Annotated in this window: 24 protein-coding genes; 2 read left to right on the top strand and 22 right to left on the bottom strand. The window is 72.4% G+C overall.

Annotation, left to right across the window (positions count from 1 at the left end; all coding sequences use genetic code 11):
* The first annotated feature begins 14 nt into the window (after positions 1-14).
* On the top strand, positions 15-2048 hold the full coding sequence (locus AC1DT4_RS16565) for a beta-galactosidase (RefSeq protein ID WP_477090886.1): 2034 nt from the start codon (positions 15-17) through the stop codon (positions 2046-2048).
* Here the strand turns inward: AC1DT4_RS16565 and AC1DT4_RS16560 are convergent, their stop codons facing one another.
* Positions 2049-3221 (bottom strand): N-acetylglucosamine-6-phosphate deacetylase, encoded by a 1173-nt coding sequence (locus AC1DT4_RS16560; RefSeq protein ID WP_477090885.1) that lies wholly within the window; start codon positions 3219-3221, stop codon positions 2049-2051.
* A 148-nt stretch (positions 3222-3369) separates the two neighbouring features.
* Here AC1DT4_RS16560 and AC1DT4_RS16555 point away from each other — a divergent pair, with 148 nt between their 5' ends.
* On the top strand, positions 3370-4935 hold the full coding sequence (locus AC1DT4_RS16555) for an AMP-binding protein (RefSeq protein WP_477090884.1): 1566 nt from the start codon (positions 3370-3372) through the stop codon (positions 4933-4935).
* 5 nt (positions 4936-4940) lie between these two features.
* Here the strand turns inward: AC1DT4_RS16555 and AC1DT4_RS16550 are convergent, their stop codons facing one another.
* The 21 genes from AC1DT4_RS16550 to rho form a co-directional block, all read right to left on the bottom strand.
* Positions 4941-5432 carry a hypothetical protein gene (locus AC1DT4_RS16550; protein WP_477090883.1) on the bottom strand — a complete coding sequence of 164 codons (492 nt, stop codon included), beginning with the start codon at positions 5430-5432 and terminating at the stop codon, positions 4941-4943.
* Positions 5429-6769: a YndJ family transporter gene (locus tag AC1DT4_RS16545; protein ID WP_477090882.1), complete on the bottom strand. Its 1341-nt coding sequence runs from the start codon at positions 6767-6769 to the stop codon at positions 5429-5431. Before AC1DT4_RS16545 ends, AC1DT4_RS16550 begins: the two co-directional genes overlap by 4 nt.
* Positions 6766-7413 carry a TetR/AcrR family transcriptional regulator gene (locus AC1DT4_RS16540; protein ID WP_477090881.1) on the bottom strand — a complete coding sequence of 216 codons (648 nt, stop codon included), beginning with the start codon at positions 7411-7413 and terminating at the stop codon, positions 6766-6768. Before AC1DT4_RS16540 ends, AC1DT4_RS16545 begins: the two co-directional genes overlap by 4 nt.
* A 412-nt stretch (positions 7414-7825) precedes the next feature.
* Entirely contained in the window at positions 7826-8521 is a 696-nt protein-coding gene (gene nucS / locus AC1DT4_RS16535) for an endonuclease NucS (protein ID WP_477090880.1), read from the bottom strand.
* A gap of 15 nt (positions 8522-8536) precedes the next feature.
* Positions 8537-8944 carry a DUF2550 family protein gene (locus AC1DT4_RS16530; RefSeq protein WP_477090879.1) on the bottom strand — a complete coding sequence of 136 codons (408 nt, stop codon included), beginning with the start codon at positions 8942-8944 and terminating at the stop codon, positions 8537-8539.
* A gap of 11 nt (positions 8945-8955) precedes the next feature.
* Positions 8956-9249, bottom strand: a complete 294-nt coding sequence (locus AC1DT4_RS16525; protein WP_477090878.1) for a F0F1 ATP synthase subunit epsilon — start codon at positions 9247-9249, stop codon at positions 8956-8958.
* Between the two features lie 78 nt (positions 9250-9327).
* Complete coding sequence (gene atpD / locus AC1DT4_RS16520; protein ID WP_477090877.1) at positions 9328-10815, bottom strand: F0F1 ATP synthase subunit beta; 1488 nt, start codon at positions 10813-10815, stop codon at positions 9328-9330.
* Between the two features lie 13 nt (positions 10816-10828).
* Positions 10829-11722, bottom strand: coding sequence for a F0F1 ATP synthase subunit gamma (locus AC1DT4_RS16515; RefSeq protein WP_477090876.1), 894 nt, complete (start codon positions 11720-11722; stop codon positions 10829-10831).
* A 2-nt stretch (positions 11723-11724) separates the two neighbouring features.
* A complete protein-coding gene (gene atpA / locus AC1DT4_RS16510; RefSeq protein WP_477090875.1) occupies positions 11725-13353 on the bottom strand; it encodes a F0F1 ATP synthase subunit alpha in 1629 nt (542 codons plus the stop codon).
* A gap of 72 nt (positions 13354-13425) precedes the next feature.
* A complete protein-coding gene (locus tag AC1DT4_RS16505; protein ID WP_477090874.1) occupies positions 13426-14238 on the bottom strand; it encodes a F0F1 ATP synthase subunit delta in 813 nt (270 codons plus the stop codon).
* Positions 14238-14822, bottom strand: a complete 585-nt coding sequence (locus AC1DT4_RS16500; RefSeq protein WP_477090901.1) for a F0F1 ATP synthase subunit B — start codon at positions 14820-14822, stop codon at positions 14238-14240. Before AC1DT4_RS16500 ends, AC1DT4_RS16505 begins: the two co-directional genes overlap by 1 nt.
* Positions 14822-15031, bottom strand: coding sequence for an ATP synthase F0 subunit C (atpE, locus tag AC1DT4_RS16495; protein ID WP_370504580.1), 210 nt, complete (start codon positions 15029-15031; stop codon positions 14822-14824). Before atpE ends, AC1DT4_RS16500 begins: the two co-directional genes overlap by 1 nt.
* Before the next feature lie 83 nt (positions 15032-15114).
* The gene (gene atpB / locus AC1DT4_RS16490; RefSeq protein ID WP_477090900.1) at positions 15115-15837 is read right to left on the bottom strand and encodes a F0F1 ATP synthase subunit A; all 723 of its coding nucleotides are present in this window, start codon (positions 15835-15837) and stop codon (positions 15115-15117) included.
* Between the two features lie 186 nt (positions 15838-16023).
* Complete coding sequence (locus AC1DT4_RS16485; RefSeq protein WP_477090873.1) at positions 16024-16518, bottom strand: hypothetical protein; 495 nt, start codon at positions 16516-16518, stop codon at positions 16024-16026.
* Positions 16515-17639, bottom strand: a complete 1125-nt coding sequence (locus tag AC1DT4_RS16480; RefSeq protein WP_477090872.1) for a glycosyltransferase family 4 protein — start codon at positions 17637-17639, stop codon at positions 16515-16517. Before AC1DT4_RS16480 ends, AC1DT4_RS16485 begins: the two co-directional genes overlap by 4 nt.
* A complete protein-coding gene (locus tag AC1DT4_RS16475; protein WP_477090871.1) occupies positions 17636-18286 on the bottom strand; it encodes an L-threonylcarbamoyladenylate synthase in 651 nt (216 codons plus the stop codon). The genes AC1DT4_RS16480 and AC1DT4_RS16475 overlap by 4 nt, the downstream gene beginning before the upstream one ends.
* Positions 18283-19170 carry a peptide chain release factor N(5)-glutamine methyltransferase gene (gene prmC, locus AC1DT4_RS16470; protein WP_477090870.1) on the bottom strand — a complete coding sequence of 296 codons (888 nt, stop codon included), beginning with the start codon at positions 19168-19170 and terminating at the stop codon, positions 18283-18285. Before prmC ends, AC1DT4_RS16475 begins: the two co-directional genes overlap by 4 nt.
* Entirely contained in the window at positions 19167-20255 is a 1089-nt protein-coding gene (gene prfA, locus AC1DT4_RS16465; RefSeq protein WP_477090869.1) for a peptide chain release factor 1, read from the bottom strand. Before prfA ends, prmC begins: the two co-directional genes overlap by 4 nt.
* A gap of 122 nt (positions 20256-20377) precedes the next feature.
* A complete protein-coding gene (gene rpmE, locus AC1DT4_RS16460; protein WP_315097269.1) occupies positions 20378-20593 on the bottom strand; it encodes a 50S ribosomal protein L31 in 216 nt (71 codons plus the stop codon).
* Positions 20594-20752: 159 nt separating this feature from the next.
* Positions 20753-21607, bottom strand: coding sequence for a PPK2 family polyphosphate kinase (locus AC1DT4_RS16455; RefSeq protein WP_477090868.1), 855 nt, complete (start codon positions 21605-21607; stop codon positions 20753-20755).
* Between the two features lie 102 nt (positions 21608-21709).
* The coding region (rho, locus tag AC1DT4_RS16450) for a transcription termination factor Rho (RefSeq protein ID WP_477090867.1) at positions 21710-23284 on the bottom strand (1575 nt) is incomplete at its 5' end.

Here is a 23284-nt window from a genome sequence, read left to right as displayed (position 1 = left end):
ACGACAGGAGCACGATGAGCAAGGCACCGCTGCGCACGGACCGGTTCTGGTTCGGCGGCGACTACAACCCGGAGCAGTGGCCGCGCGAGGTGTGGCAGCAGGACATCGAGCTCATGCAGCGTGCCGGGGTCAACACGGCGACCGTGGGCGTGTTCTCCTGGGCGCTGCTCGAGCCGGAGGAGGGCCGGTACGAGCTCGGCTGGCTGGACGACGTGCTCGACCTGCTGCACGACGGGGGCATCGGCGTCGTGCTGGCGACCCCCACCGCGTCGCCGCCCCCCTGGTTCTCGCTCGCGCACCCGGACGCTCTGCCGGTGCTGGCCGACGGGACCCGCCTCACGCACGGGAGCCGCGACACGTACTGCGCGTGCGCGCCCGCGTACCGCGCCGCCGCGCGCCGCATCGCGGCGGTGCTGGCCGAGCGCTACGGCGACCACCCCGCGCTCCGGGCGTGGCACGTGCACAACGAGTACGGGACGTTCTGCTGGTGCGACCACGTCGCGGAGTCGTTCCGCACGTGGCTCCGGGGCCGCTACCGCACGCTCGACGCGCTGAACGACGCCTGGGGGACGGCTTTCTGGAGCCAGCACTACGGCGCCTGGGAGCAGATACAGCCGCCCCGCGCCACGCAGTACCTGCACAACCCGACGCACGCGGTCGACTTCCGCCGGTTCTTTTCCGACGAGCTGCTCGACTGCCTGCGGGAGCAGACCGAGGAGATCCGCGGCGCGGGCTCGGTCGCCCCGGTGACGACGAACTTCATGCTCCCGACGTGGAACCACCTGGAGCAGTGGAGCTGGGCCGCCGAGCAGGACGTGGTCTCGATGGACCACTACCTCGACACGACCGGCCCCGACGGCGAGGCGCACGTGGCCTACGCGGCGGACCTCACGCGGTCCTGGTCCGACGGGCGGCCGTGGCTGCTCATGGAGCAGTCGGCGAGCTCCATCACCGTCGACGGCCGGATCGCGTTCAAGGACCCGCAGCGCGCCGTGCGCAACTCGCTGTCGTACGTCGCCCGCGGCGCGCAGTCGTCGCTGTTCTTCCAGTGGCGCGCGTCCGCCGCCGGCTCCGAGGCGTGGCACGGTGCGATGGTGCCGCACGCGGGAGCGGACTCGGCGACCTACCGCGCGATGTGCGAGCTGGGGGCCGCCCTCGACTCGATCGCGGAGATCACCGAGCCGCCCGCCGACGGCCCGGTGGTCGCTGCCGACGTCGCCGTCTGGTGGCACGCCGAGGGGTGGTGGGCGCTGGAGAACCGGTCGCTCCCCTCCGACCACCTGACCTACTCGGACGCCGTCCGTGGGGTCCACCGCGCGCTCTGGCACACCGGCGTCGCGGTGGACTTCGTACCGCCCGGCCGCGACCTGTCGCGCTACCGCCTGGTCGTCGTCCCGAGCATGTTCGCGATGGACGACGCCGCGGTCGCCTCTCTCGAGGCCTACGTGCGCGGCGGCGGGCACCTCGTCGTCGGCCCCTTCACCGGGGTGGCCGACGAGAACCTGCACGTGGTCACCGGCGGCTACCCCGGCCGGCTGCGCGACCTGCTCGGCGTGCGCGTCGAGCACCTCGCTCCCCTCGCGCCCGGGGAGCACGTCGAGCTCACCGGCGGCCTGAACGGACAGACCTGGTCCGAGCTCGTGCAGCCGACGACGGCGACCCCCGTGGCCACCTACGTCGGCGGCGACCTGGCGGGCGAGCCGGCGATCACCCGGGCCGCCGACCCGTCGGGCGGCACCGCGACCTACGTGTCGACCGTCCTGGACGAGGCGTCGAGCGCCCGGTTCTTCGGGTCGGTCGTCACGAGCGCCGGCGTCGCTCCCGTGCTCGACGATGTGCCCCCGGGCGTCGAGGTCGTCCGCCGCCGCGGCGCCGCGTCGACGTACCTGTTCGTGCTCAACCACACCGACCGGCCCGTGGTCGTCCGCGGCCCCGGTGAGGACCTGCTGGGCTCCGCCACGACGGACGACGGGCTGTCGGTCGCCGGTCTCGGGTACGCCGTCGTGCGCGAGCGCTCGACCGACGGGTGGACGGTGCGCGCCGGTTAGCTAGACCCAGGCGCCCCCGCGCAGGACGCGGACCGGCCGCAGGTCGTCGTCGGTCACGACGAGGTCCGCGCGCCGGCCGGCGGCCAGCGCGCCGAGGTCGCGCCGCCCGAGCACGTCGGCCGGGGTGGTCGCCGCGGCGAGTACCGCGTCCTGGAGCGGGATGCCCGCCGCGACGACGGTGCGGACGACGTCGAGCAGGTGCGCCACTCCCCCGGCGATCGCGCCCGTCTCGTCGGCGATGCGCGCGACGCCGTCGGCCACCGTGACCTCCACCGGGCCGAGCCGGTACGCGCCGTCCGGCATGCCCGCGGCCGCCATCGCGTCCGTGACCAGCGCGATCGAGCCCGGGCCGACGAGGTCGAAGACCGCCCGGACCGTGCCGGCGGCGAGGTGGGTGCCGTCCGCGACGAGCTCCACGACGAGCTCGCCCCGGGCGGCCGCCGCCAGGCAGGCGGCGATCGGGCCCGGGTCGCGGTGGTGCAGCGGGCGCATCCCGTTGAACAGGTGCGTGGCCGTCAGCCGGCCGTTCGAGCGGGCCGCGAGCAGGTCGAAGCCGCGGTCGACGGCCTCGTCGACCTGCTCGGCGGACGCGTCCGTGTGCCCGATCGAGGGCACGGCGCCGGCATCGACCAGGGCGGCGACCACCTCGTCGGCACCGTGGATCTCCGGCGCGACGGTCATCGTCACCAGGTGGCCCCCGGCGGCCTCGGCGAGCCGGCGGACCAGCTCCGGGTCGCCGTCGAGCATGTCCGCCGGGTTCTGCGCACCGCAGCGGTCGGCCGACAGGAACGGCCCCTCGAGGTGGATGCCGACGAGCTCGCCCGCGTCCGCGAGGCCCGCCAGCAGGGCCGTGCGCTCGAGCAGCGCGTAGGTCGGGGCGGTGACCAGCGAGGCAACCAAGCTCGTGGTGCCGTGCCGGCGGTGCTCGTCGACCGCGCGCTGGGCGTCGGCCGCGTCGACCGCGTCCGGGAAGCTGGCCCCGCCGCCGCCGTGGCAGTGCAGGTCGACCAGCCCGGGCAGGATCGTCGCGTCGCTCGGGTCCGGCAGGGTCCACGCCTCCGGGAGGCCGCCGGCCGGGCCGACCCAGACGATGGTGGTGCCGTCGACGACGACCGCACCGTCGTCGAGGATGCCACGGGGGGTCACCAGCCGGCCGCGCAGGATGAGGTTCACGGGGTCATCCTTGCGCACCGGTCGGCGTCGGCCGCACCGGGTCCGCAGCGGCGATCCCGGGCCCGGTGGCGGCGCCGGACGGCTGCGGTAGCGTGCCGAGCGGTGACCCGCGCACATCGGCGTGCGCGACCCGGCGCGAGGAGCGGCGATGAGCATCGCGAGTCCCTACCCCGACGTCGACGTCCCGGACGTCTCCGTCTTCGACCACGTGCTCGCGACCCTCGCACCCGACGAGCTCGACACCGTCGCGGTGGTCGACGGCGACACGGAGCTCACCTACGGCGAGCTGGTCGACCGGGTGCTCGCGGTGGCCGGGGCGCTCGCCGCCCGCGGCATCCGGCCCGGCGACGTCGTGGCCCTGCACGCACCGAACTCCGCCGCGTTCGTGGCCCTCTTCCACGGCATCCTGCGCGCAGGCGCGACCGTCACCACCGTGAACTCCCTCTACACCGCCGACGACATCCGGCGGCAGCTCGCGGACTCGCGGGCGTCGTTCGTCGTCACCGTCTCGGCGCTCCAGGAGCCGATGCTGGCCGGCGCGCGGGCAGTCGGCATCGGCGACGACCGCATCGTCGTGGCCGACGGGTCCGCGGGGCACGAGTCGCTCGCCGACCTCCTGGCCGAGAAGCGCGCGGCGCCCGACATCGCGATCGATCCGGTGACGCACCTGGCGGTCCTGCCGTACTCGTCGGGAACCACGGGGCTGGCGAAGGGCGTGATGCTCACGCACCGCAACCTCGTGGCCAACGTCGAGCAGTCACGGCGGCTGATCCGGCTCGGACCCGACGACGTGGTCGCCGCGGTCCTGCCGTTCTTCCACATCTACGGCATGACGGTGCTGCTCAACCTGTCGTTGCGGGCGCGAGCCCGGCTGGTGACGCTGCCGCGGTTCGACCTTGCGCAGTTCCTCGCCACCGTCGAGCGCCGGCGTTGCACCTACCTGTTCATCGCCCCGCCGATCGCGGTGGCGCTGGCCAAGCACCCGGCGGTGGCCGAGCACGACCTGTCGAGCGTCCACACGATCCTCTCCGGCGCCGCTCCGTTGGACGGCACCCTCGCCGACGCCGTCGCACAGCGCCTCGGGTGTCGCGTCGTGCAGGGCTACGGCATGACCGAGATGAGCCCGGTCTCGCACGCGGTCCCGGCCGACCGGGACGACTTCCCCCGCGGCTCCATCGGCCTGGTCGTCCCCAACATGGTGTGCCGCGTCGTCGATCCGGGGGACGGCCATGACATCGAGGTTCCGGCCGAGGGCATGAGCGAGCCGGGCGAGCTCTGGTGCCACGGCCCGAATGTCATGGTCGGATACCTGGGCGACGAGGCCGCGACCGCCGAGACGCTGGACGCCGACGGCTTCCTGCACACCGGCGACATCGTGACCGTCGATGCGAGCGGCGCGTTCTACGTCGTCGACCGCCTCAAGGAGCTGATCAAGTACCACGGCTACCAGGTCCCGCCGGCCGAGCTCGAAGCCCTTCTGCTGACGCACCCGGACGTGCAGGACGCGGCGGTCATCGGCGTCGCCGACGACGAGGGGCAGGAGACGCCGAAGGCGTTCGTCGTGCCGCGGACGTCCCTCGACGCCGACGTGCTCATGGCGTGGGTGGCCGACCGCGTCGCGCCGCACAAGAAGATCCGCCAGGTCGAGTTCGTCGACGCGATCCCGAAGTCGACCTCCGGGAAGATCCTGCGCAAGGACCTGCGCGCGCGCTGACGACGTCACCCCTGCGCGCCGTCGAGGATCGCGTCCTCCACGTCCTCGTCGGTGGGCGCGCTCGGTCGGGTGGCGCGACGCCGGAGCGTCCACCCGGACCACCAGCGCGCGCCGCCCGCGCCGACCGCCCCCTCGAGCGAGGCGAGAAGGCTGTGCGGGCCGACGAGCTCCACGACACCGAGCACGACGCAGATCGCGACCGACAGCGTCGCGCCCACCACGGCGAACGCGCCGACATGGACGGCCTCTCGCCGGCTCCGGCGCAGCAGGTGCGCGATCACCACACCCGCCGGGAAGCCGATCAGCGCGACCGGGATCGTCGCGACCAGAAGGACGTAGCAGAGGAACGCGATGCCCTGCGACCACCCCTGCCCGGCCAGCGCCGACGGATCCCGCACCAGCTGGACGGCGAAGATCACCGGCACGTTGACCGCCACGAGCACCACCAGGCACCGGACGCACAGCGCGGCGATCGCCGCCGGACCTCGGACGGTCACGACGCGGTCCGGACGGCCGTGTCGCTCGTCGCGAGCACCCGGCGCGCGCCCCGGGCCAGCAGGCGCAGGTACAGGTGCTGGCCCGCGACGGTCAGGGGCCCGAGCGCACGGACCCACCAGCGGTCGGGGACCGAGAACGCGGTCGCGACGAACCACAGGTCCGCGGCCTCGTCGCGCTCGATCGTGAACGCCTCCTCGCCGCGGAACAGGTGCCCGGGCAGCGTGCCGTAGCCGAAGCCGGTACGGGTCTCGGTCTGTTGGACCCACACGACCTCGCACGGGACGGACAGGTGCAGCGGGCCGATGCCCGGCCGGCTGACGACCCGCACGCCGACGGCCGCCTCGCCGGCGTCGGGTCGCACGTCCACGCCCGCCGCCGCGTGCACGCGCCATCGCAGGAGCGCATCCCCGACGCGCGTGACGTCCTGCGGCAGCGAGTCCGGCGCCAGCAGGTGCCGGACGCGCAGGTGCCGGTAGCCCGCCGGCATCCCGCCGCCGTGCGTCGCGCCGACCTCGGCATACGTGAGGCAGGCGGGCTCGTCGGGACGACCGACGAGCCGCAGCCCGAGCAGCGTGCAGAGGACGAACCCGAGGGCGTTGGCGACGCCGTGCGTCGCCGCCATCCACGACAGGCTCGGGTGGGCCACGCCGGTCGCCTCCCCGACCGACCACCACAGCGCGAGCACCATCGACGCCGCGATCGTCACCGCCCCCACCCGCAGGAGAAGGCGCGCGACGCGGGAGGCGTCCAGCGCGACCGTCGCGGCGGCTCCCGCCCACAGCCCCACGGTGAGGACGACGGCGCCGCCCAGCTCGGCGACGTCCGACTCGAAGTACCCGACCAGCACGAGCAGCACGCCGAGGGGCACCGCCGACGCTGCCAGCCGGGCCGCCCGAGCGTGGGTCGCCCGGGCGACGAGACCGACGACGAGGCACGCACCGAACCCGGCGAACAGCATGTGCGGCACGGTGAGCGCGAGGTACTCGCCCGAGAAGTCCAGCAGCCCCCACCCGGCCCGCTCCGCCACCAGCGCCGCGGCACCGACGGCGGGCGTGGCCAGCGCGACGGCGGTCGCAAGGTCCCTGGCCCGCGGCGCGGACGCGAGGAGCACCACGCAGGCCAGCGCGAAGGGCAGGGCCGCGAGGGCGGCCACCGTCCCGACCGGCAACCAGACGCTGAGCGCGGCGGCGGCTCCGGCGGCCGGCCAGGCGAGCGACCGGGCGCGCGGGACGAGGTGATCGCCGAGCAGTCGCAGGCCGAGCGGCAGCACGAGGACCGCCCCCACCCCGACCACCAGCCGCACGGCGTCCGCAGCGGCGGCCGAGAGGTGGCTCACGCCCGCACCGCGCGCACCAGCGCGAGCACGTCGTCGGCGGCACCGCGCAGCACCGGCAGCCGCGACAACCGCACCAGCCGGCCGATCAGCGGCGCGATCCCGTCGATGAGCGTCCGGGTGCGGCGCTGGCCCTCCGAGCCGTCGTAGACCCAGAACAGCGTCACCCCCAGCTGCGCCAACCAGAGCAGCTCGGGCAGCTCGTCGCGCAGGACGGGGGGCACGGCGGGAGACGCGCTCTCGACGAGCTCGCGGAAGATGCCCTGGCTGAGCTCGCGCGCCTGGCCCGACTCGGCCGAGAACGGGCTCGCCGCCGACCCGGGCCGGATGGCGACCGTGACGAACTCGCCGCCGAACGCGTGGTACTCCGCGAAGGCGTCGACGCCCGCGAGCAGCACGCCGCGCAGGCGCTCGGTCAGGTCCCCGCCCCGGGCCAGCACCTCCGTCGCGCGCAGCGCCTGCTCGCGGTTCACGTCGAGGTAGAGCTCCTGGACGAGGTGGTCCTTCGACGCGAAGTGGTAGTACGCGTTGCCGGTGGCCACCCCGGCCTCCTGCGCGATCGCGCGCATGGTCGTCGCGGCATACCCGCGCTCGCGGAACAACCGGAGGGCCGTGGCCCGCACGAGGGCCTTGGTGTCATCGCTCATGACCTTATTTGAACACGTTCAGTTGAACGTGTTCAAGGTTCCGATCGAGTGAATGACGGGCGATGCGCGCCCGGTTTGGTGCGACGACGCGATACGGCAGTGCGGTGCAGGCCGTTTCGCGCAGGCCGCCTGGCGCATCGCGCTCAATGCAGGTTGCTCAGTGCAGGTCGCTCGGCGCAGGCCGCTCGGCGCAGGTCGCTGGACGCACGTCCTTGGGTGGGTGCAGCGATCGGTGCAGGAATGGTGGGCTCGGGCGCGACGGATCCTGCACCCATCGGTGCACCCACACCTCGCCGCCGATGCGCGGCTGCGCGGCGGCCGCCCCCGGAACCGCCGGCGAGGGCGGTGCGGCTCGCGGCCGCACTCGGAACCGCCGGCGAGAGCAGTGCGGCTCGCGGGAGCCTGCGGGGGGTCAGAACAGGCGGGAGCCGCTGTCGTCGACACCCTTCATGGCGTCGTAGTCCAGCACCAGGCAGCCGATGCCGCGGTCGGTGGCGAGCACCCGCGCCTGCGGCTTGATCTCCTGGGCGGCGAACACCCCGCGGACGGGGGCGAGGTGCGGGTCGCGGTTGAGCAGCTCCAGGTAGCGGGTCAGCTGCTCGACCCCGTCGATGTCGCCGCGGCGCTTGATCTCGACGGCGACGGTGCCGCCGGACGGGTCCTTGGCCAGGATGTCGACCGGTCCGATGGCCGTCGGGTACTCACGCCGCACCAGGGTGTGGCCCGTGCCGAGCAGGATGATCTGCGCGGCCAGCAGCTCCTGCAGGTGCGCCTCGACGCCGTCCTTCACCAGTCCCGGGTCCACCCCGAGCTCGTGCGCGGAGTCGTGCTGGACGCCGTAGAGGTCGATCTCGAGCCGGTCGTCGGACTTCTGGTGCTGCACGGTCCACACCTGGGTCACGCCGGCCGCGCGGGCCTCGTCGGACGGCTCCGACACCGCCAGGGTGCAGGGAGGGCTCATCCAGTTCAGCGGCTTGTAGGACCCCCCGTCCGAGTGCAGCAGCACGCTGCCGTCGGACTTCACCACGAGCAGGCGAGTCGCGAGCGGGAGGTGGGCGTTCAGGCGGCCGGTGTAGCGGGCAGCGCAGGACGCGACGACGAGGCGCATGGGAGCTCTTCCGGGTCAGATGACCGAGCCGACGCGCGACGGCGTCGCCTCGATCCACGACGTGAGGCCGGCGTAGGCCTCGGCGCTCATCAGCAGGTGGACGGTGTCCGCAGAGGATCCCGGCCGGCAGGTGACGACGACCTGGCCGGCGCCGTGCTCGTGCCGCTCCAGCACCGTGAGGCCCACGCGCTGCCAGCGCGCCCGGGGCCGGGTGGCCAGCGAGCGGTACCGCCACCAATAGAGGCGGTCCGACCCGTACTGCGCGACGCCGGACGACCAGGGCCCCTCGGCGGCGCGGCCGACGGCGCAGTGGAACGACCCGACCCGGCGGTTGAGCGTGTGCACCCGGGAGAACCAGAGTGCGGCGGCGACGAGCAGCAGGACGACGACGACACACCCGAGTGTGACGACGACCCCGCTCACCGCGTGGCGACCTAGTGCGCGGCCGGCGTCGTCGCAGGGCGGGCGCCCTCGACGACGTTGTCGGCGACGATGGTCAGGTGGTTGGAGTCGAAGGACAGGAAGCCGCCCTCGACCTGCCAGCGCTTGGGCTGGGCGCCCTGCGTGGGGAACACGCGGAGCTCGCCGGGCTGGAGCACGGACAGCACGGGCTCGTGCCCGGCCAGGATGCCGATGTCACCCTCGCCCGCCTTGGCCGAGACCATGTAGGCCGTACCGGACCACAGCTTGCCGGCGGTCGCGACGATCTCGACCTCGATCTCAGCCACAGGACCCTCCTTCGATGATGTGCGGGACTACTGGCGACGCAGGGCGCCGTCCGTGACGGCGCCCTGCGTCGGGCGTCATCAGACGCCGTAGTCCTTCTGGATGCGGGCCCAGTTGCGCTCGAGGTCCTCGAGGCCACCGATGTTGAAGAAGGCCTGCTCGGCGATGTGGTCGAACTCGCCGTCGGCGATCTTGCCGAAGGCCTCGACCGTCTCGGTGAGCGGGACCGTCGAGCCGACGACACCCGTGAACTTCTCGGCCATGTACGTGTTCTGCGAGAGGAACTGCTGGATGCGGCGGGCGCGTGCGACGACCGTCTTGTCCTCCTCCGACAGCTCGTCGACGCCGAGGATCGCGATGATGTCCTGGAGCTCCTTGTTGCGCTGCAGGATCGACTTCACGCGGGTCGCGGCGTCGTAGTGCGCCTGGCCGACGTAGCGGGGGTCGAGGATGCGACTGGTCGACGTCAGCGGGTCGACAGCCGGGTACAGACCGCGCGACGCGATCTCGCGCGACAGCTCGGTCGTCGCGTCGAGGTGCGCGAACGTCGTGGCCGGGGCCGGGTCGGTGTAGTCGTCGGCGGGCACGTAGATCGCCTGCAGCGAGGTGATCGAGTGACCACGGGTCGAGGTGATGCGCTCCTGGAGGAGGCCCATCTCGTCGGCGAGGTTCGGCTGGTAGCCGACGGCGGACGGCATGCGGCCGAGCAGCGTCGACACCTCGGAACCGGCCTGCGTGAACCGGAAGATGTTGTCGATGAAGAGCAGCACGTCCTGCTTCTGCACGTCGCGGAAGTACTCCGCCATCGTCAGGGCCGACAGGGCGACGCGCAGACGCGTGCCCGGCGGCTCGTCCATCTGGCCGAAGACGAGCGCCGTCTTGTCGAAGACGCCGGCCTCCTCCATCTCGACGATGAGGTCGTTGCCCTCACGGGTGCGCTCGCCGACACCGGCGAACACCGACACACCGCCGTGGTTGAGCGCGACGCGCTGGATCATCTCCTGGATGAGGACCGTCTTGCCGACGCCCGCTCCGCCGAAGAGGCCGATCTTCCCGCCGAGCACGTAGGGCGTGAGCAGGTCGATGACCTTGATGCCGGTCTCGAACATCTGCGTCTTGCTCTCGAGCTGGTCGAAGGCCGGGGGCTTGCGGTGGATGGGCCAGCGCTCGGTGATCTCGAGCTTCTCGCCCTCCTTGAGGTTGAGCACCTCGCCGATGACGTTGAAGACGTGGCCCTTGGTGATGTCGCCGACGGGCACGGAGATCGCCTCGCCGGTGTCGCGCACGAGCGCGCCGCGGACCAGGCCGTCGGTCGGCTTGAGCGCGATGGCACGGATCAGCGAGTCACCGAGGTGCTGCGCGACCTCGAGGGTCATCGTCGTCGAGCCCTCGGCCTCGCCCTCGCCCTGCGCCGACAGGTCGATGTCGACCTTGAGGGCGTTGTAGATCTCGGGGATCTGGTCGGACGGGAACTCGATGTCGACGACGGGGCCGATGACCCGCGCGACCCGACCCACGCCGGGGCCGGACGCGTGCTCGACGGCCGCTTCGGTGGTGGTAGCAGTCATGGTTTCTCCAGTGTTAGGAGGCGAGCGCGTCGGCGCCCGACACGATCTCGCTGATCTCTTGGGTGATCTCGGCCTGGCGGGCCTGGTTGGCGAGCCGGGTGTACATGCGCACCAGGTCCTCGGCGTTCTCGGTGGCGGTGTGCATCGCCCGCTGCCGGGCGGCGAGCTCGGAGGCCGCCGCCTGCAGGAGGCAGGTGTAGATGCGGCTGCGGACGTACATCGGCAGCAGCGCGTCCAGCACGGCCTCCGGCGACGGCTCGAACTCGTACAGCGGCGGGATCTCGTTCTCGTCGCGCGCCTCGACGCCCTCGACGATCTCGAGCGGGAGCAGCCGGATCACGCGCGGCGTCTGCGACACCATGTTCCGGAAGTGCGTGAACACGACGTGCAGCTCCGCGACGCCACCCTGGTCGGCCGGCGCCTGGAACGCCGCGAGCAGCGTGTCCGCGATCTCCGTGGCGGTCTCGACGGACGGCGCGTCCGAGTTGCCCGACCACTGCTCTGCGAGCTCACGACCGCGGAACGCGTAGTACGAGATGGCCCGGCGACCGACCGCGTACACGACCGGCTCCTTGCCCGCCTCGGTGAGCCGACCGATGAGGCGCTCGGCCTCCCGGATCGCGCTCGCCGAGTAGGCACCGGCCATGCCGCGGTCCGACGTGACGACGAGGACCGCGACCCGGTTGGTGTCCGACCGCTCGGTGACGAGCGGGTGGGTCACGTTGGAGTGCGTGGCCACCGCCGACACCGCACGGGTCAGCGCCCGGGAGTACGGCGTCGCCGCCGTCACCCGGTCCCGCGCCTTACCGATGCGCGAGGCAGCGATGAGCTCCATCGCGCGGAAGATCTTCTTCAGCGACTGTGTCGACCGGATCCGCTGCCGGTAGACGCGCTGCTGACCTGCCACGGTCAGCCCTTCTTCTGCCGGACGATCTGCTCCTGCTCGACCTCGACCTCGGCGCCGTCGTCGACGGAGCCGACCAGCGTCGAGCCGTCACCCACGAGGAACCCGTTCCGGAACTCGTCGATCGCGTCGCCGAGAGCCTTCTCGGTGTCGTCCTCGAGCTTGCCGGTCGACGCGATGGTCGACAGGACCTCGGTGTTGCGGCGCAGGTGGTCGAGCAGCTCGGTCTCGAACCGACGCACGTCGGCCAGCGGGACGTCGTCCAGCTTGCCCTTCGTGCCGGCCCAGATCGACGCGACCTGGTCCTCGACCGGGTACGGCGAGTACTGCGCCTGCTTGAGCAGCTCCATGAGGCGGGCGCCACGGGTCAGCTGGGCGCGCGAGGCCGCGTCGAGGTCGGACGCGAACATCGCGAACGCCTCGAGGGAGCGGAACTGCGCGAGGTCCAGCTTCAGCGTGCCGGAGACCTTCTTCATCGCCTTGACCTGCGCGGCACCACCGACGCGGGACACCGAGATGCCGACGTCGACGGCCGGGCGCTGGTCGGCGTTGAACAGGTCGGACTGCAGGAAGATCTGCCCGTCCGTGATGGAGATGACGTTGGTCGGGATGTACGCCGACACGTCGTTGGCCTTGGTCTCGATGACGGGCAGACCCGTCATCGAGCCGCCGCCCAGCTCGTCGGAGAGCTTGGCGCAACGCTCGAGCAGGCGGGAGTGCAGGTAGAAGACGTCACCGGGGTACGCCTCGCGGCCCGGCGGGCGGCGCAGCAGCAGCGACACGGCACGGTAGGCCTCAGCCTGCTTCGACAGGTCGTCGAAGACGATGAGGACGTGCTTGCCCTGGTACATCCAGTGCTGGCCGATGGCCGAGCCGGTGTAGGGCGCGAGGTACTTGAAGCCGGCCGGGTCGGACGCGGGGGCCGCGACGATGGTCGTGTACTCGAGCGCGCCGGCCTCCTCCAGGGCGCCGCGGACGGCGGCGATGGTGGAGCCCTTCTGGCCGATGGCGACGTAGATGCAGCGGACCTGCAGCTTCGGGTCGCCCGTCTCCCAGTTGGCCTTCTGGTTGATGATCGTGTCGATCGCGATGGCCGTCTTGCCGGTCTGGCGGTCGCCGATGATGAGCTGGCGCTGGCCGCGGCCGATCGGGATCATCGCGTCGATGGCCTTGAGGCCGGTCTGCAGCGGCTCGTCGACCGACTTGCGCGCCATGACGCCGGGGGCCTGCAGCTCCAGGGCGCGGCGGCCCTCGGTCTTCAGCTCGCCCAGGCCGTCGATCGGCTGGCCCAGCGGGTCGACGACGCGGCCGAGGTAGCCGTCACCGATCGGGACGGAGAGGACCTCGCCCGTGCGGCGGACCTCCTGGCCCTCCTCGATGCCGGTGAACTCGCCGAGGACGACGACGCCGATCTCGCGGACGTCGAGGTTCAGCGCGAGGCCGAGCGTGCCGTCCTCGAAGCGGAGCAGCTCGTTCGCCATCGCGCCGGGAAGGCCCTCGACCTGCGCGATGCCGTCAGCGGTCAGCGTCACACGGCCGACCTCTTCGGACACGACGCCGGTCGGCTCGTAGGACTTCACGAAGCTGTCCAGCGCGGCCCGGATCTCGTCCGGCCGGATCGTCAGCTCAGCCATTGCTCTTCTCCTGTCGTGACCACCGGTCGGGCGGTCGAAGTGTCGTACACGCGTTCGGCCTGGGGCCGACCGTCAGCTGGCAAGTCGTCGTCGTGCGTCGGCGAGCCTGGCGAGCACGGTCGAGTCGACCACGTCCGCGCCCACCTGGATGCGCAGTCCCCCGAGGATCTCGGGGTCCACCGTCACGTTGAGCTGCAGGTCCTGCCCGTAGGCCTGCTGCAGGATCGCGCCGAGGCGGTCCAGCTGGGCCTGCGAGAGCTCGCTGCCCGAGGTCACGGAGGCCACGAGGCGCTCGCGACGTGCGGCCGCGAGGTCGGCCACGTGGCCGAGCGTCGCGACGAAACGTCGTCCGCGCGGAGCCGCCGCCGCCCGCCGGGCCACCGCGAGGGTGGCGTCGGCGACCTTGCCCTCGAGGAACCCCGACGCCAGGTCCGCGCGCTTGTCGCCCGAGACCCGAGGATCGAAGAGCGCCTGGCGCACCTCGCGCTGGCCGACGAGCGACCGCGTGATGCGGAACAGCTCGTCCTCGACCCGCTCGAGCTCGCCCTGGGCCTGCGCCGACACGAGGAGGGCGTCGAAGCCCAGCTGCTCGACGGCGTCGACCAGGTCCTCGGCCGACGACCAGTGCGCCTGCGCGAGACCGGTGACGGCGTCGACCACCCGCTTGTCGGATCGCGCGAGCACACCCGCCACGAGGCCGGCCTTGGCGCCCGACTCGATGGACTGGTCGGACAGCGTCCGCCGCAGCGAGCCGGACGAGTCCAGCGCGTCCACGACGGCGAACAGCTGCTCGCCGAGCGTGATCGCCTGCGTGCCCGCCGCAGCCAGCACCGGCTCGAACCGGACCTGTGCCGCGGACAGGGACGCCAGACTCGTGCCGCGCATCAGTTCTCCTTGCTCGCGCTCGTCGCCGCCGTGGACGCCTCGAGCTCCTCGAGGAAGCGGTCGACGACGCGTGACTGGCGCGCGGTGTCCTCGAGCGACTCCCCGACGATCTTCGACGCGAGCTCCGTGGCGAGCGCACCGACGTCGGCACGCAGCGAGACCGCCGCCTGCTGACGCTCGGCCTCGATCTGGCGCTGGGCCGTCTCGACCGTGCGCGCAGCCTCGGAGGCCGCCTTGGCCTTCAGCTCGGTGACGATGGCACCGCCCTCGGCGCGGGCGGCCTCCTTGATGCGGGCGGCCTCCGTGCGGGCGTCGGCGAGCTGCTGCTCGTACTCGGCACGCAGGGCAGCGGCCTCGGCCTGGGCGGCCTCGGCGTGCTGCAGCCCGCCTTCGATCTTCTCGGTGCGCTCATCGAGGATCGCCTGGAACTTCGGCAGGGCGTACTTGATGAACACGAAGCCGATGATCACCACGATGACCAGGGACCAGACGATGTCGTAGGTCTCCGGCAGGAGGGGGTTGATGTCCTCCGTCTCGGTGGCCGCCGCCACGCTGTGCGCGGCAGCGACGAGCTGCGCGGTGATCACTTCAAGAAGAACGGCGTGGCGATGGCGAGCAGCGCGAGGATCTCGATGAACGCCAGACCGATGAACATGGTGGAGCGGAGCTGGCCCGACATCTCAGGCTGGCGTGCCATGCCCTCGATCGTCTTGCCGAACAGGATGCCGAGGCCGATGCCGGGGCCGATAGCCGCGAGACCGTAGCCGACGAGGGCGAGACCGGTGATTTCCACTGGATCTGGTTCCTTTCATCTGCGCGCCGCGCGGCGCGTCCGTTGCGGGCGACGACCCGGGGATCAGGCCGTCGCGGGGTCGATCAGTGCTCTTCGACGGTCGCCATCTGCAGGTAGACGGCCGTGAGGATCGAGAAGACGTACGCCTGCAGCGCGGCGACGAAGACCTCGAGCAGGAAGAACCCGAAGCCGGCGACGAAGGTCACGGCGCCGAACGCCTTGAGCCCGGCCGAGGCCTCGAAGAGGAGGAAGGACGTGGCGGAGAAGCACAGCGCCAGCAGGAGGTGACCCGCGAGCATGTTGGCCAGGAGCCGGATGACCAGCGTGGCGGGCCGCAGGATGAAGACCTGCAGGAACTCCACGGGCGTCAGCAGGATGTAGATGGGCCACGGGACGCCCGGGGGGAACAGGCTGTGCTTGAGGTAGCCGCCGACGCCGAACTTCTTGACGCCCTGGTACTGGTACATCACGTACACCCAGAGCGCGAAGATGATCGGGAGGCCGATCACCGAGGTGCCCGCGATGTTGAGGAACGGGATCACGCCGGTGATGTTGAAGACGAAGACCGCGAAGAAGATCGTCGTGATCATCGGGACGTACTTCTTGCCGTCCTTTTCACCGAGGATCTCGTAGGCGATCGAGTTGCGGCAGAAGTCCAGGCCCATCTCGAGGACGCTCTGGAACCGACCGGGGACCAGCTTCGCGCGCCTGGCTCCGATGACGAACACCAGCAGGAGGGCGATGACGGCGACGAAGCGGACCAGGATGATCCGGTTGATCTCGAACGGGGTGCCCTCGAACCAGATGGCCGGCGGGAAGAAGTCGATGAGCGAAGGGGCGTGGAAGCCCCCGCTGCCGTCTTCCTCCGCGGCGAGCGGCAGGATCGTCGCAAGGCTGAACAGGGCGGTCTCCTGTGGTCGTGGGCGCCGAGTGCCGCATCAGTGCGGGCACGAGCACGGCGTCGGGCCGTCTTGGATGGGAGGAAGCCTAACCTATGAACCGGCTTGGTCCGGACCCGCCCCGGCGTTGCCCGAGGGCCCCGGGGAGGGCGTCGGACCCGCCGCCGGCTCGAAGTACCCGACCCGTCCGCGCGACACCGCGCGGGCGTCCAGGACGGCCGACCCGATGACCCCGGCGAGCATCACGACGGCCAGCACCTGGGGGTTGTAGAAGTCGAGCGGCTTGAGGGCCACGAGCAGCGCGATGACCACGATGATCTTCACCAGCCAGGCGCCCAGGATGACCGCCATCATGGTCGCCGGGGCCGAGTGGGTGGTGCGCTGGACCGAGATCACGGTGGTCCCGGAGAAGAGCAGCGCTACGCCGACGCCGACGAGCGCGCCCCACACCCCGGGCAGGCCGTCGACGAGGTAGCCGACGAGGACGCCGACCACGGTGAGCACGCCGAGCAGCAGGAACATGTCGCGCAGCGCCTGGCGGAAGACCAGGTCGGTGGAGGACGGTGCGGCGGGCGGGGTGGTGGTCACGAGACGGGCTCCAGGGGCGGTGTGGCGGCTCGGCCGCGCAGCGGTCCGAGCGTCAGCAGGGTGGCGGCGAGCACGGCGGCGCCGAAGGCGATGAGCACCGCGGTCGTCGACCAGCGGACCAGGGCGGCGACCCCGAAGGCGAACACCGCCGTCCAGACGTACATGATCGCGACGGCCCGGCGGTGGGAGTGGCCGAGCTGCAGCATGCGGTGGTGCAGGTGCATGCGGTCGGGGTGGAACGGCGACTTGCCGGCGCCGACGCGGCGGACGATCGCGAGCCCCATGTCGAGCAGCGGGAGCAGCAGCACCGCGAACGGCAGGAGCATCGGCAGGAACGCGGGGAACCGCTGGCGCTCGAGCACCTGCTCGGGGTCGATCTGCCCGGTGACGACGATGGCGGCCGCGCTGAACACGAAGCCGAGCAGCATCGCGCCCGAGTCGCCCATGAAGATGCGCGCCGGGTAGACGTTGTGCGGCAGGAAGCCGATGCAGGCGCCGACGAGCACGGCGAGCACGAGCGTCGCCAGGTTGGCGTTCGCGTACGCGCCGGGGTTGGCGCCCTCGGTCAGCAGGTAGGCGTAGAGGAAGAAGGCCGTGCCGCCGATGGCGAGCACGCCCGCCGCGAGCCCGTCCAGGCCGTCGACGAAGTTCACGGCGTTCATCGCGATGACGACGGTCAGCACGGTGAGGAACATCGCCATCCGCGTGGACCCGAGCGTCGGCATCGAGCCCGTCGGCAGCTGGTAGACCAGCACGCCCTGCCACGCGAGGAACCCGCCGGCCAGCACCTGCCCCATGAGCTTGGTGAGCCAGTCGAGGTCCCAGATGTCGTCCGCCACGCCCAGGGCGCAGACGATCGCGGCGCCGCCGACGATGCCGACGAGCGGTCGGGGGTTGGCGTACACGCCCTCGAGGAACGGCAGCCGGCTGGCCATGACGATCGCGACGAGGATGCCCGCGAACATCGCCATGCCGCCGAGGCGGGGCGTCGGGATGGCGTGCACGTCCCGGTCCCGGACCGCGGTGATCGCCCCCCAGCGCAGCGCGCACCAGCGGGCCACCGGCGTCATCAGGTACGCGACGGTGGCGGAGATCAGGAGGGCGAGCAGGTAGACCCTCACGCGGCGGGCCCCTCGACGGGAGTGATCTCGCACAGCTGCTCGAGGCTCAGCGCGCCCGCGCGGACGAGCCGCAGGGTGTCCGTGGTGCAGTCGACGATCGTCGAGGCCACCTGCCCGGGGGCGTCGCCGGCGTCGAGGTAGACCGCGACCGACTCCCCGAGCTGGTCGAGGGCCGCCTGGGCGGTCACGGCCGCGGGCGAGCCCGTCGTGTTGGCGCTCGAGACCGCGAGCGGGCCCGTGCGGCGCAGCAGCGCCAGGGCGGTCTCGTGGTCCGGGACGCGCAGCGCGACCGTGCCGCGGGTCTCCCCCAGGTCCCAGGCCAGCGACGGCTGCGCGCGGACGATGAGCGTGAGCCCGCCGGGCCAGAACGCCTCGGCGAGCGCGCGGGCGCCGGCCGGCACGTCCGTGGCCAGGCCGTCGAGCGTACGCACGTCCGGGATCAGCACCGGCGGCGGCATCTGGCGACCGCGCCCCTTGGCGTCCAGGAGCGCCTGCACGGCGGGCGGGGTGAAGGCGTCGGCGGCGATCCCGTACACGGTGTCCGTCGGCAGCACGACGAGGCCACCGCGGGACAGGACGTTGACCGCCTCGTCGAGCGCCGGGCCCCAGGTCGTGGGGTCGCTCGCGGGGGTGATCCGGTCGTTCACGGCGCCGAGTCTGTCACGAGAGCATGTGCGGCCCGGCGCGCGACGAGCATCCGGGGCCGGCCGGTGAGGTCCGGCCGCGACTCCACGTCGACGAACGCGCCCGTGCCGTGGGCCGCGGCGCGCGCGGCGGCGTCCTGCACCTCGGCGTGCTCCATGACGAGCAGGCCGCCCGGCACCAGCAGCCGCGCGGCGGCGGCCAGGACCGCGCGCGGCACGTCGAGGCCGTCGAGGCCGCCCCCGTACAGCGCGAGGTCGGGGTCGTGGTCGCGCACCTCGGGGTCGACCGGCTCGGCGTCCGGCGGGATGTACGGCGGGTTGGCGACGAGGACGTCGACGGTGCCGTCCAGCTCGTGCAACAGCGCCGGGTCGGTCACGTCGCCGTGCTCGACGCGCAGCGTCGCACCCGACCGCTCCGCGTTCCGCCGCGTCAGGTCGACGGCCTCGGGCGAGAGGTCCACGGCGACGACGCGCGCGGCCGGGACCTCGGTGGCCACCGCGACGGCGATGCCGCCGGCGCCGCAGCAGAGGTCGACGACGAGCGGGCGCTCGAGGCGCAGCGCCTCGTCGATCGCGACCTGCGCCACCACCTCGGTCTCGGGCCGCGGGACGAAGACGCCCGGCTCGACCAGCAGCGTCAGGTACCGGAAGCCGGTCGTGCCCACCAGGTGCTGGAGCGGCTCGCGGTTCCGGCGGCGCTCGACCAGGCCCGCGAACTGCTCGGCGAACCCGTCGGGCACGGGCGGGGCCACGACGAGCTCGAGGCGCTCCTGCCCGAGCACGTGCGCCGCCAGCGCGGTCGCGTCGTGCCGCGGGGACTGCACGCCCGCCTCGGCCAGGAGCCGCGTGGCGCCCTCGACCAGCGCGCGCAGGTCCGGGCCCGTCATGCGGAGCCCGCCGACGCCAGCCGAGCCGCCTCGTCGGCGTCGATCGCGGACTGCACGACCGGGGTCAGCTCGCCGCCCAGGACGACGTCGAGGTTGTAGGCCTTGTACCCCGTCCGGTGGTCGGCGATGCGGTTCTCCGGGAAGTTGTACGTGCGGATCCGCTCCGAGCGGTCGACCGTGCGGACCTGCGAGCGCCGGGCCTCGCTCGCGGCGGCCGCGGCCTCTTCCTGCCGGGCGGCCAGGATCCGGGCGCGCAAGACGCGCATGCCGGCCTCGCGGTTCTGGAGCTGCGACTTCTCGTTCTGCATGGACACGACGATGCCCGTGGGCAGGTGCGTGATCCGCACGGCCGAGTCGGTGGTGTTGACGGACTGCCCGCCCGGACCGGACGACCGGTACACGTCGATGCGCAGGTCGTTCGGGTCGATCTCGACCTCGGCCTCGTCCTCGACCTCGGGGAACACGAGCACGCCGGCGGCGGAGGTGTGGATCCGGCCCTGCGACTCGGTGACGGGCACCCGCTGGACCCGGTGCACGCCGCCCTCGTACTTCAGGTGCGCCCATACGCCGTCCTCGGGCGCCACGGTCCCGCGGGACTTGATGGCGAGCTGCGCGTCCTTGTAGCCGCCCAGGTCCGACTCGGTGGCGCCGAGCAGCTGCGTCGCCCAGCCCATCTTCTCGGCGTACCGCGTGTACATCCGCAGCAGGTCCGCGGCGAACAGCGCCGACTCCTCGCCGCCCTCCCCCGCCTTGACCTCGAGGATCACGTCCCGGGCGTCGTCGGGGTCGCGCGGGATGAGGACCTCGCGCAGGCGGGCGGCAGCGGTGTCCGCGGCGTCCTGGAGGCCGGGCAGCTCGGCAGCGAAGCTCTCGTCGAGCTCGGCCAGCTCCGCGGCCGCGGCGGCGTCGTCGGACGCGGCCCTCCACGCCGTGTAGGCCTGGGCGACCCGGCCGAGCTCGGCGTACCGGCGACCGAGCCTGCGCGCGTTCGCGGCGTCCGCATGCACGGCAGGATCCGCCAGCTGGGCCTCGATCTGCGCGTGCTCGGCGAGCAGCGGCTCGGCGGCGGCGAATGCCTCGCTCATCCTGGGTGTCCTCCGGCTGGCAGTGGCTCGATCAGGCTCCGACAACGACACAGCGCCGGTGCCCTCGCGGACACCGCCATGGAGGGCGGTCGTCCGCGCCGGGCACCGGCGCTGCGGGGTTGCTAGGCGTCGGCCTTCTTGCCGTACCGCGCCTCGAACCGGGCCACGCGGCCACCGGTGTCGAGGATCTTCTGCTTGCCGGTGTAGAACGGGTGGCAGGCGCTGCAGACGTCGGCGTGGATCTTGCCGCTGGTGACCGTCGAGCGCGTGACGAAGGTGCTGCCACAGGTGCAGGTGACCTCGGTCAGGACGTACTCGGGGTGGATGTCAGCCTTCACGAAACTTCTCCTTGGGTGGATGTCTCCGGGTCCGGACGCGCGAGACGGCGCCGGTGAACCGCAGACCAGCGAACCATTGTGCCAGAACAGCGGGACCCCCCGAAATCATCCCGCGGCGGGCGTCCCATGAGGTGCGTCACGCGCGAGGCGGGCTCGGGCTCAGAACGGTTGGGCGTCGAGCCGCTCCCGCTCGGCCTCGACATCGAAGTCCGCCGGCGGCCAGCCGAGGTGCAGCCCTTCCAGCGCGTCGCGCAGCAGCCGACCGACGGCCAGCCGCGCATACCACTTGTTGTCCGCCGGGACCGCGTACCACGGGGCGTGCTCCGTGCTCGTGCGGTCCAGCACCGCCTGGTAGGCCTCCCGGTACCGTGGCCACTTCGCGCGCTCGTCGATGTCGCCGGGGTTGAACTTCCAGTACTTGTCGGGTCGCTCGAGGCGCTCGCGCAGCCGCGCCTTCTGCTCGGCGGCCGACACGAGCAGGGCCACCTTGACGATCACGGTGCCCGAGTCGACGACCTCCTGCTCGAACGCGTTGATCTCGTCGTACCGCGGCTCCCACACCTCGCGCGCGACGAGCTCGTTCACGCGCACGACCAGCACGTCCTCGTAGTGCGACCGGTCGAACACGCCGATGTGCCCGGGGGTCGGCAGCGCCTCCCGGATCCGCTGGAGGTAGTGCTGCGACCGCTCCTTCTCCGTCGGCACGCCGAACGAGTGCAGCTGCACGCCCTGCGGGTCGACCAGGCCGAGCACGTGCCGCACGATCCCGCCCTTGCCGGAGGTGTCCATGCCCTGCAGGACCAGCAGCACCGAGCGTGTACCGCCAGAGCGCCCCTGCGCGAACAGCCGCTCCTGCGCATCGCTCAGGTGCTCCCCGTCGGCGACCAGCCGCTTGTCCGCGGCCTCCTCGCTGTGCTCCCAGCCCGGCGTCGCGGACAGGTCCGCCGTCGCCAGGTCGAAGCCCGCGCGGACCCTCAGGGCCTCCCGCGGGGGTGTGCTCCACGACTTCGCCATCGAATCGCCTCCAGGGTGCGCAGCGGACGACTGCACGCTAGCGGGACGACGACGGCCCCGCCCTCCGGTGGGAGGACGGGGCCGCGGTCGGTGCTCAGGCGGTCACTCGCCGCCGGGCGTCGTCTTCTGCACCTGGAGCAGGAACTCGACGTTCGACTTGGTCTCGCGCAGCTTGCCGATGAGCAGCTCGATGGCCTGGGTCTGGTCGAGCGCGCCCATGACGCGGCGGAGCTTGTAGATGATCTTCAGCTCGTCGTGCGGCATGAGGATCTCCTCGCGGCGGGTGCCCGACGCGTTGACGTCGACCGCCGGGAAGATCCGCTTGTCGGCCAGGCCGCGGGAGAGCCGGAGCTCCATGTTCCCGGTGCCCTTGAACTCCTCGAAGATGACCTCGTCCATCTTGGATCCGGTCTCCACCAGCGCCGAGGCGAGGATGGTGAGCGAGCCGCCGTGCTCGATGTTGCGGGCCGCGCCGAAGAACCGCTTGGGCGGGTACAGCGCCGAGGCGTCGACACCACCCGACAGGATGCGCCCGGACGCCGGGGCGGCCAGGTTGTAGGCCCGCGAGAGGCGGGTCAGCGAGTCGAGCAGCACGACGACGTCCTGGCCCAGCTCGACCAGGCGCTTGGCGCGCTCGATGGCCAGCTCGGCGACGATCGTGTGGTCCGAGGCGGGGCGGTCGAACGTCGAGGCGATGACCTCGCCCTTGACCGTCCGCTCCATGTCGGTGACCTCTTCGGGGCGCTCGTCGACGAGCACGACCATGAGGTGGACCTCGGGGTTGTTGGTCGTGATCGCGTTCGCGATCTGCTGCATGATGATCGTCTTGCCCGCCTTGGGGGGCGCGACGATGAGGCCGCGCTGGCCCTTGCCGATGGGCGCGACGATGTCGATCACGCGCGGCGACAGCTTGCCGGAGTCGCTCTCGAGGCGCAGGCGCTCCTGCGGGTACAGCGGCGTCAGCTTGTTGAACTCGGGCCGCACGCGGGCACCGTCCGGCTCCAGGCCGTTGACCGAGTCGAGGCGGACCAGCGCGTTGAACTTGCTCGGCCGGTTGCCCTGCGGCGGCTGCTGCTCGCCCTCGCGGGGCTGGCGCACCGCGCCGGTGACCGCGTCGCCCCGGCGCAGGCCGTAGCGCTTCACCTGGTTGAGGGAGACGTACACGTCGTTCGGGCTGGGCAGGTAGCCGGTGGTGCGGACGAACGCGTAGCTGTCCATCAGGTCGAGGATGCCGGCGACGGGGAGCAGGACGTCGTCGTCGCTGACCTCGATGTCGTCGAGGCCCGCGAGCTCGCCGGCCCCCGGACGGCCGCGCGTGCCCCGGCCCTTGCGGTCACGGTCGCGGTCGCGGTAGCGGTCGCGCGAGCGCCGACGACGACCGCCGCGCTCGTCGAGGCCGTCCTCGTCCTGGTCGCGGCGCGGCTGGGTGCCCTGCTGGGCCCCCTGCTGCGGGTTCGCCTGCGGCGCGCTGCCCTGCTGGCGGTTCCCCTGCTGGCCGTCGCGCTGCTGGGCGTCGCGCTGCTGGCCGTTGGCCTGCTGACGGTCCTGCTGGCCGTCCCGCTGGGTGGTCCCCTGCTGGCCGGTGGACTGCGCGGCCTCGTCGCCCTGCGGAGCACCGGCCCCGCGGCCGGCCCGGCGCGAGCGCCGCTCGCCGGTCACGCCGCCGACGGCGTCGGC

This window comes from Cellulomonas sp. P4_D11, assembly GCF_056401915.1.
The sequence above is the reverse complement of the archived record's forward strand: the minus strand, read 5'-3'. Positions and strand labels throughout refer to the sequence as shown.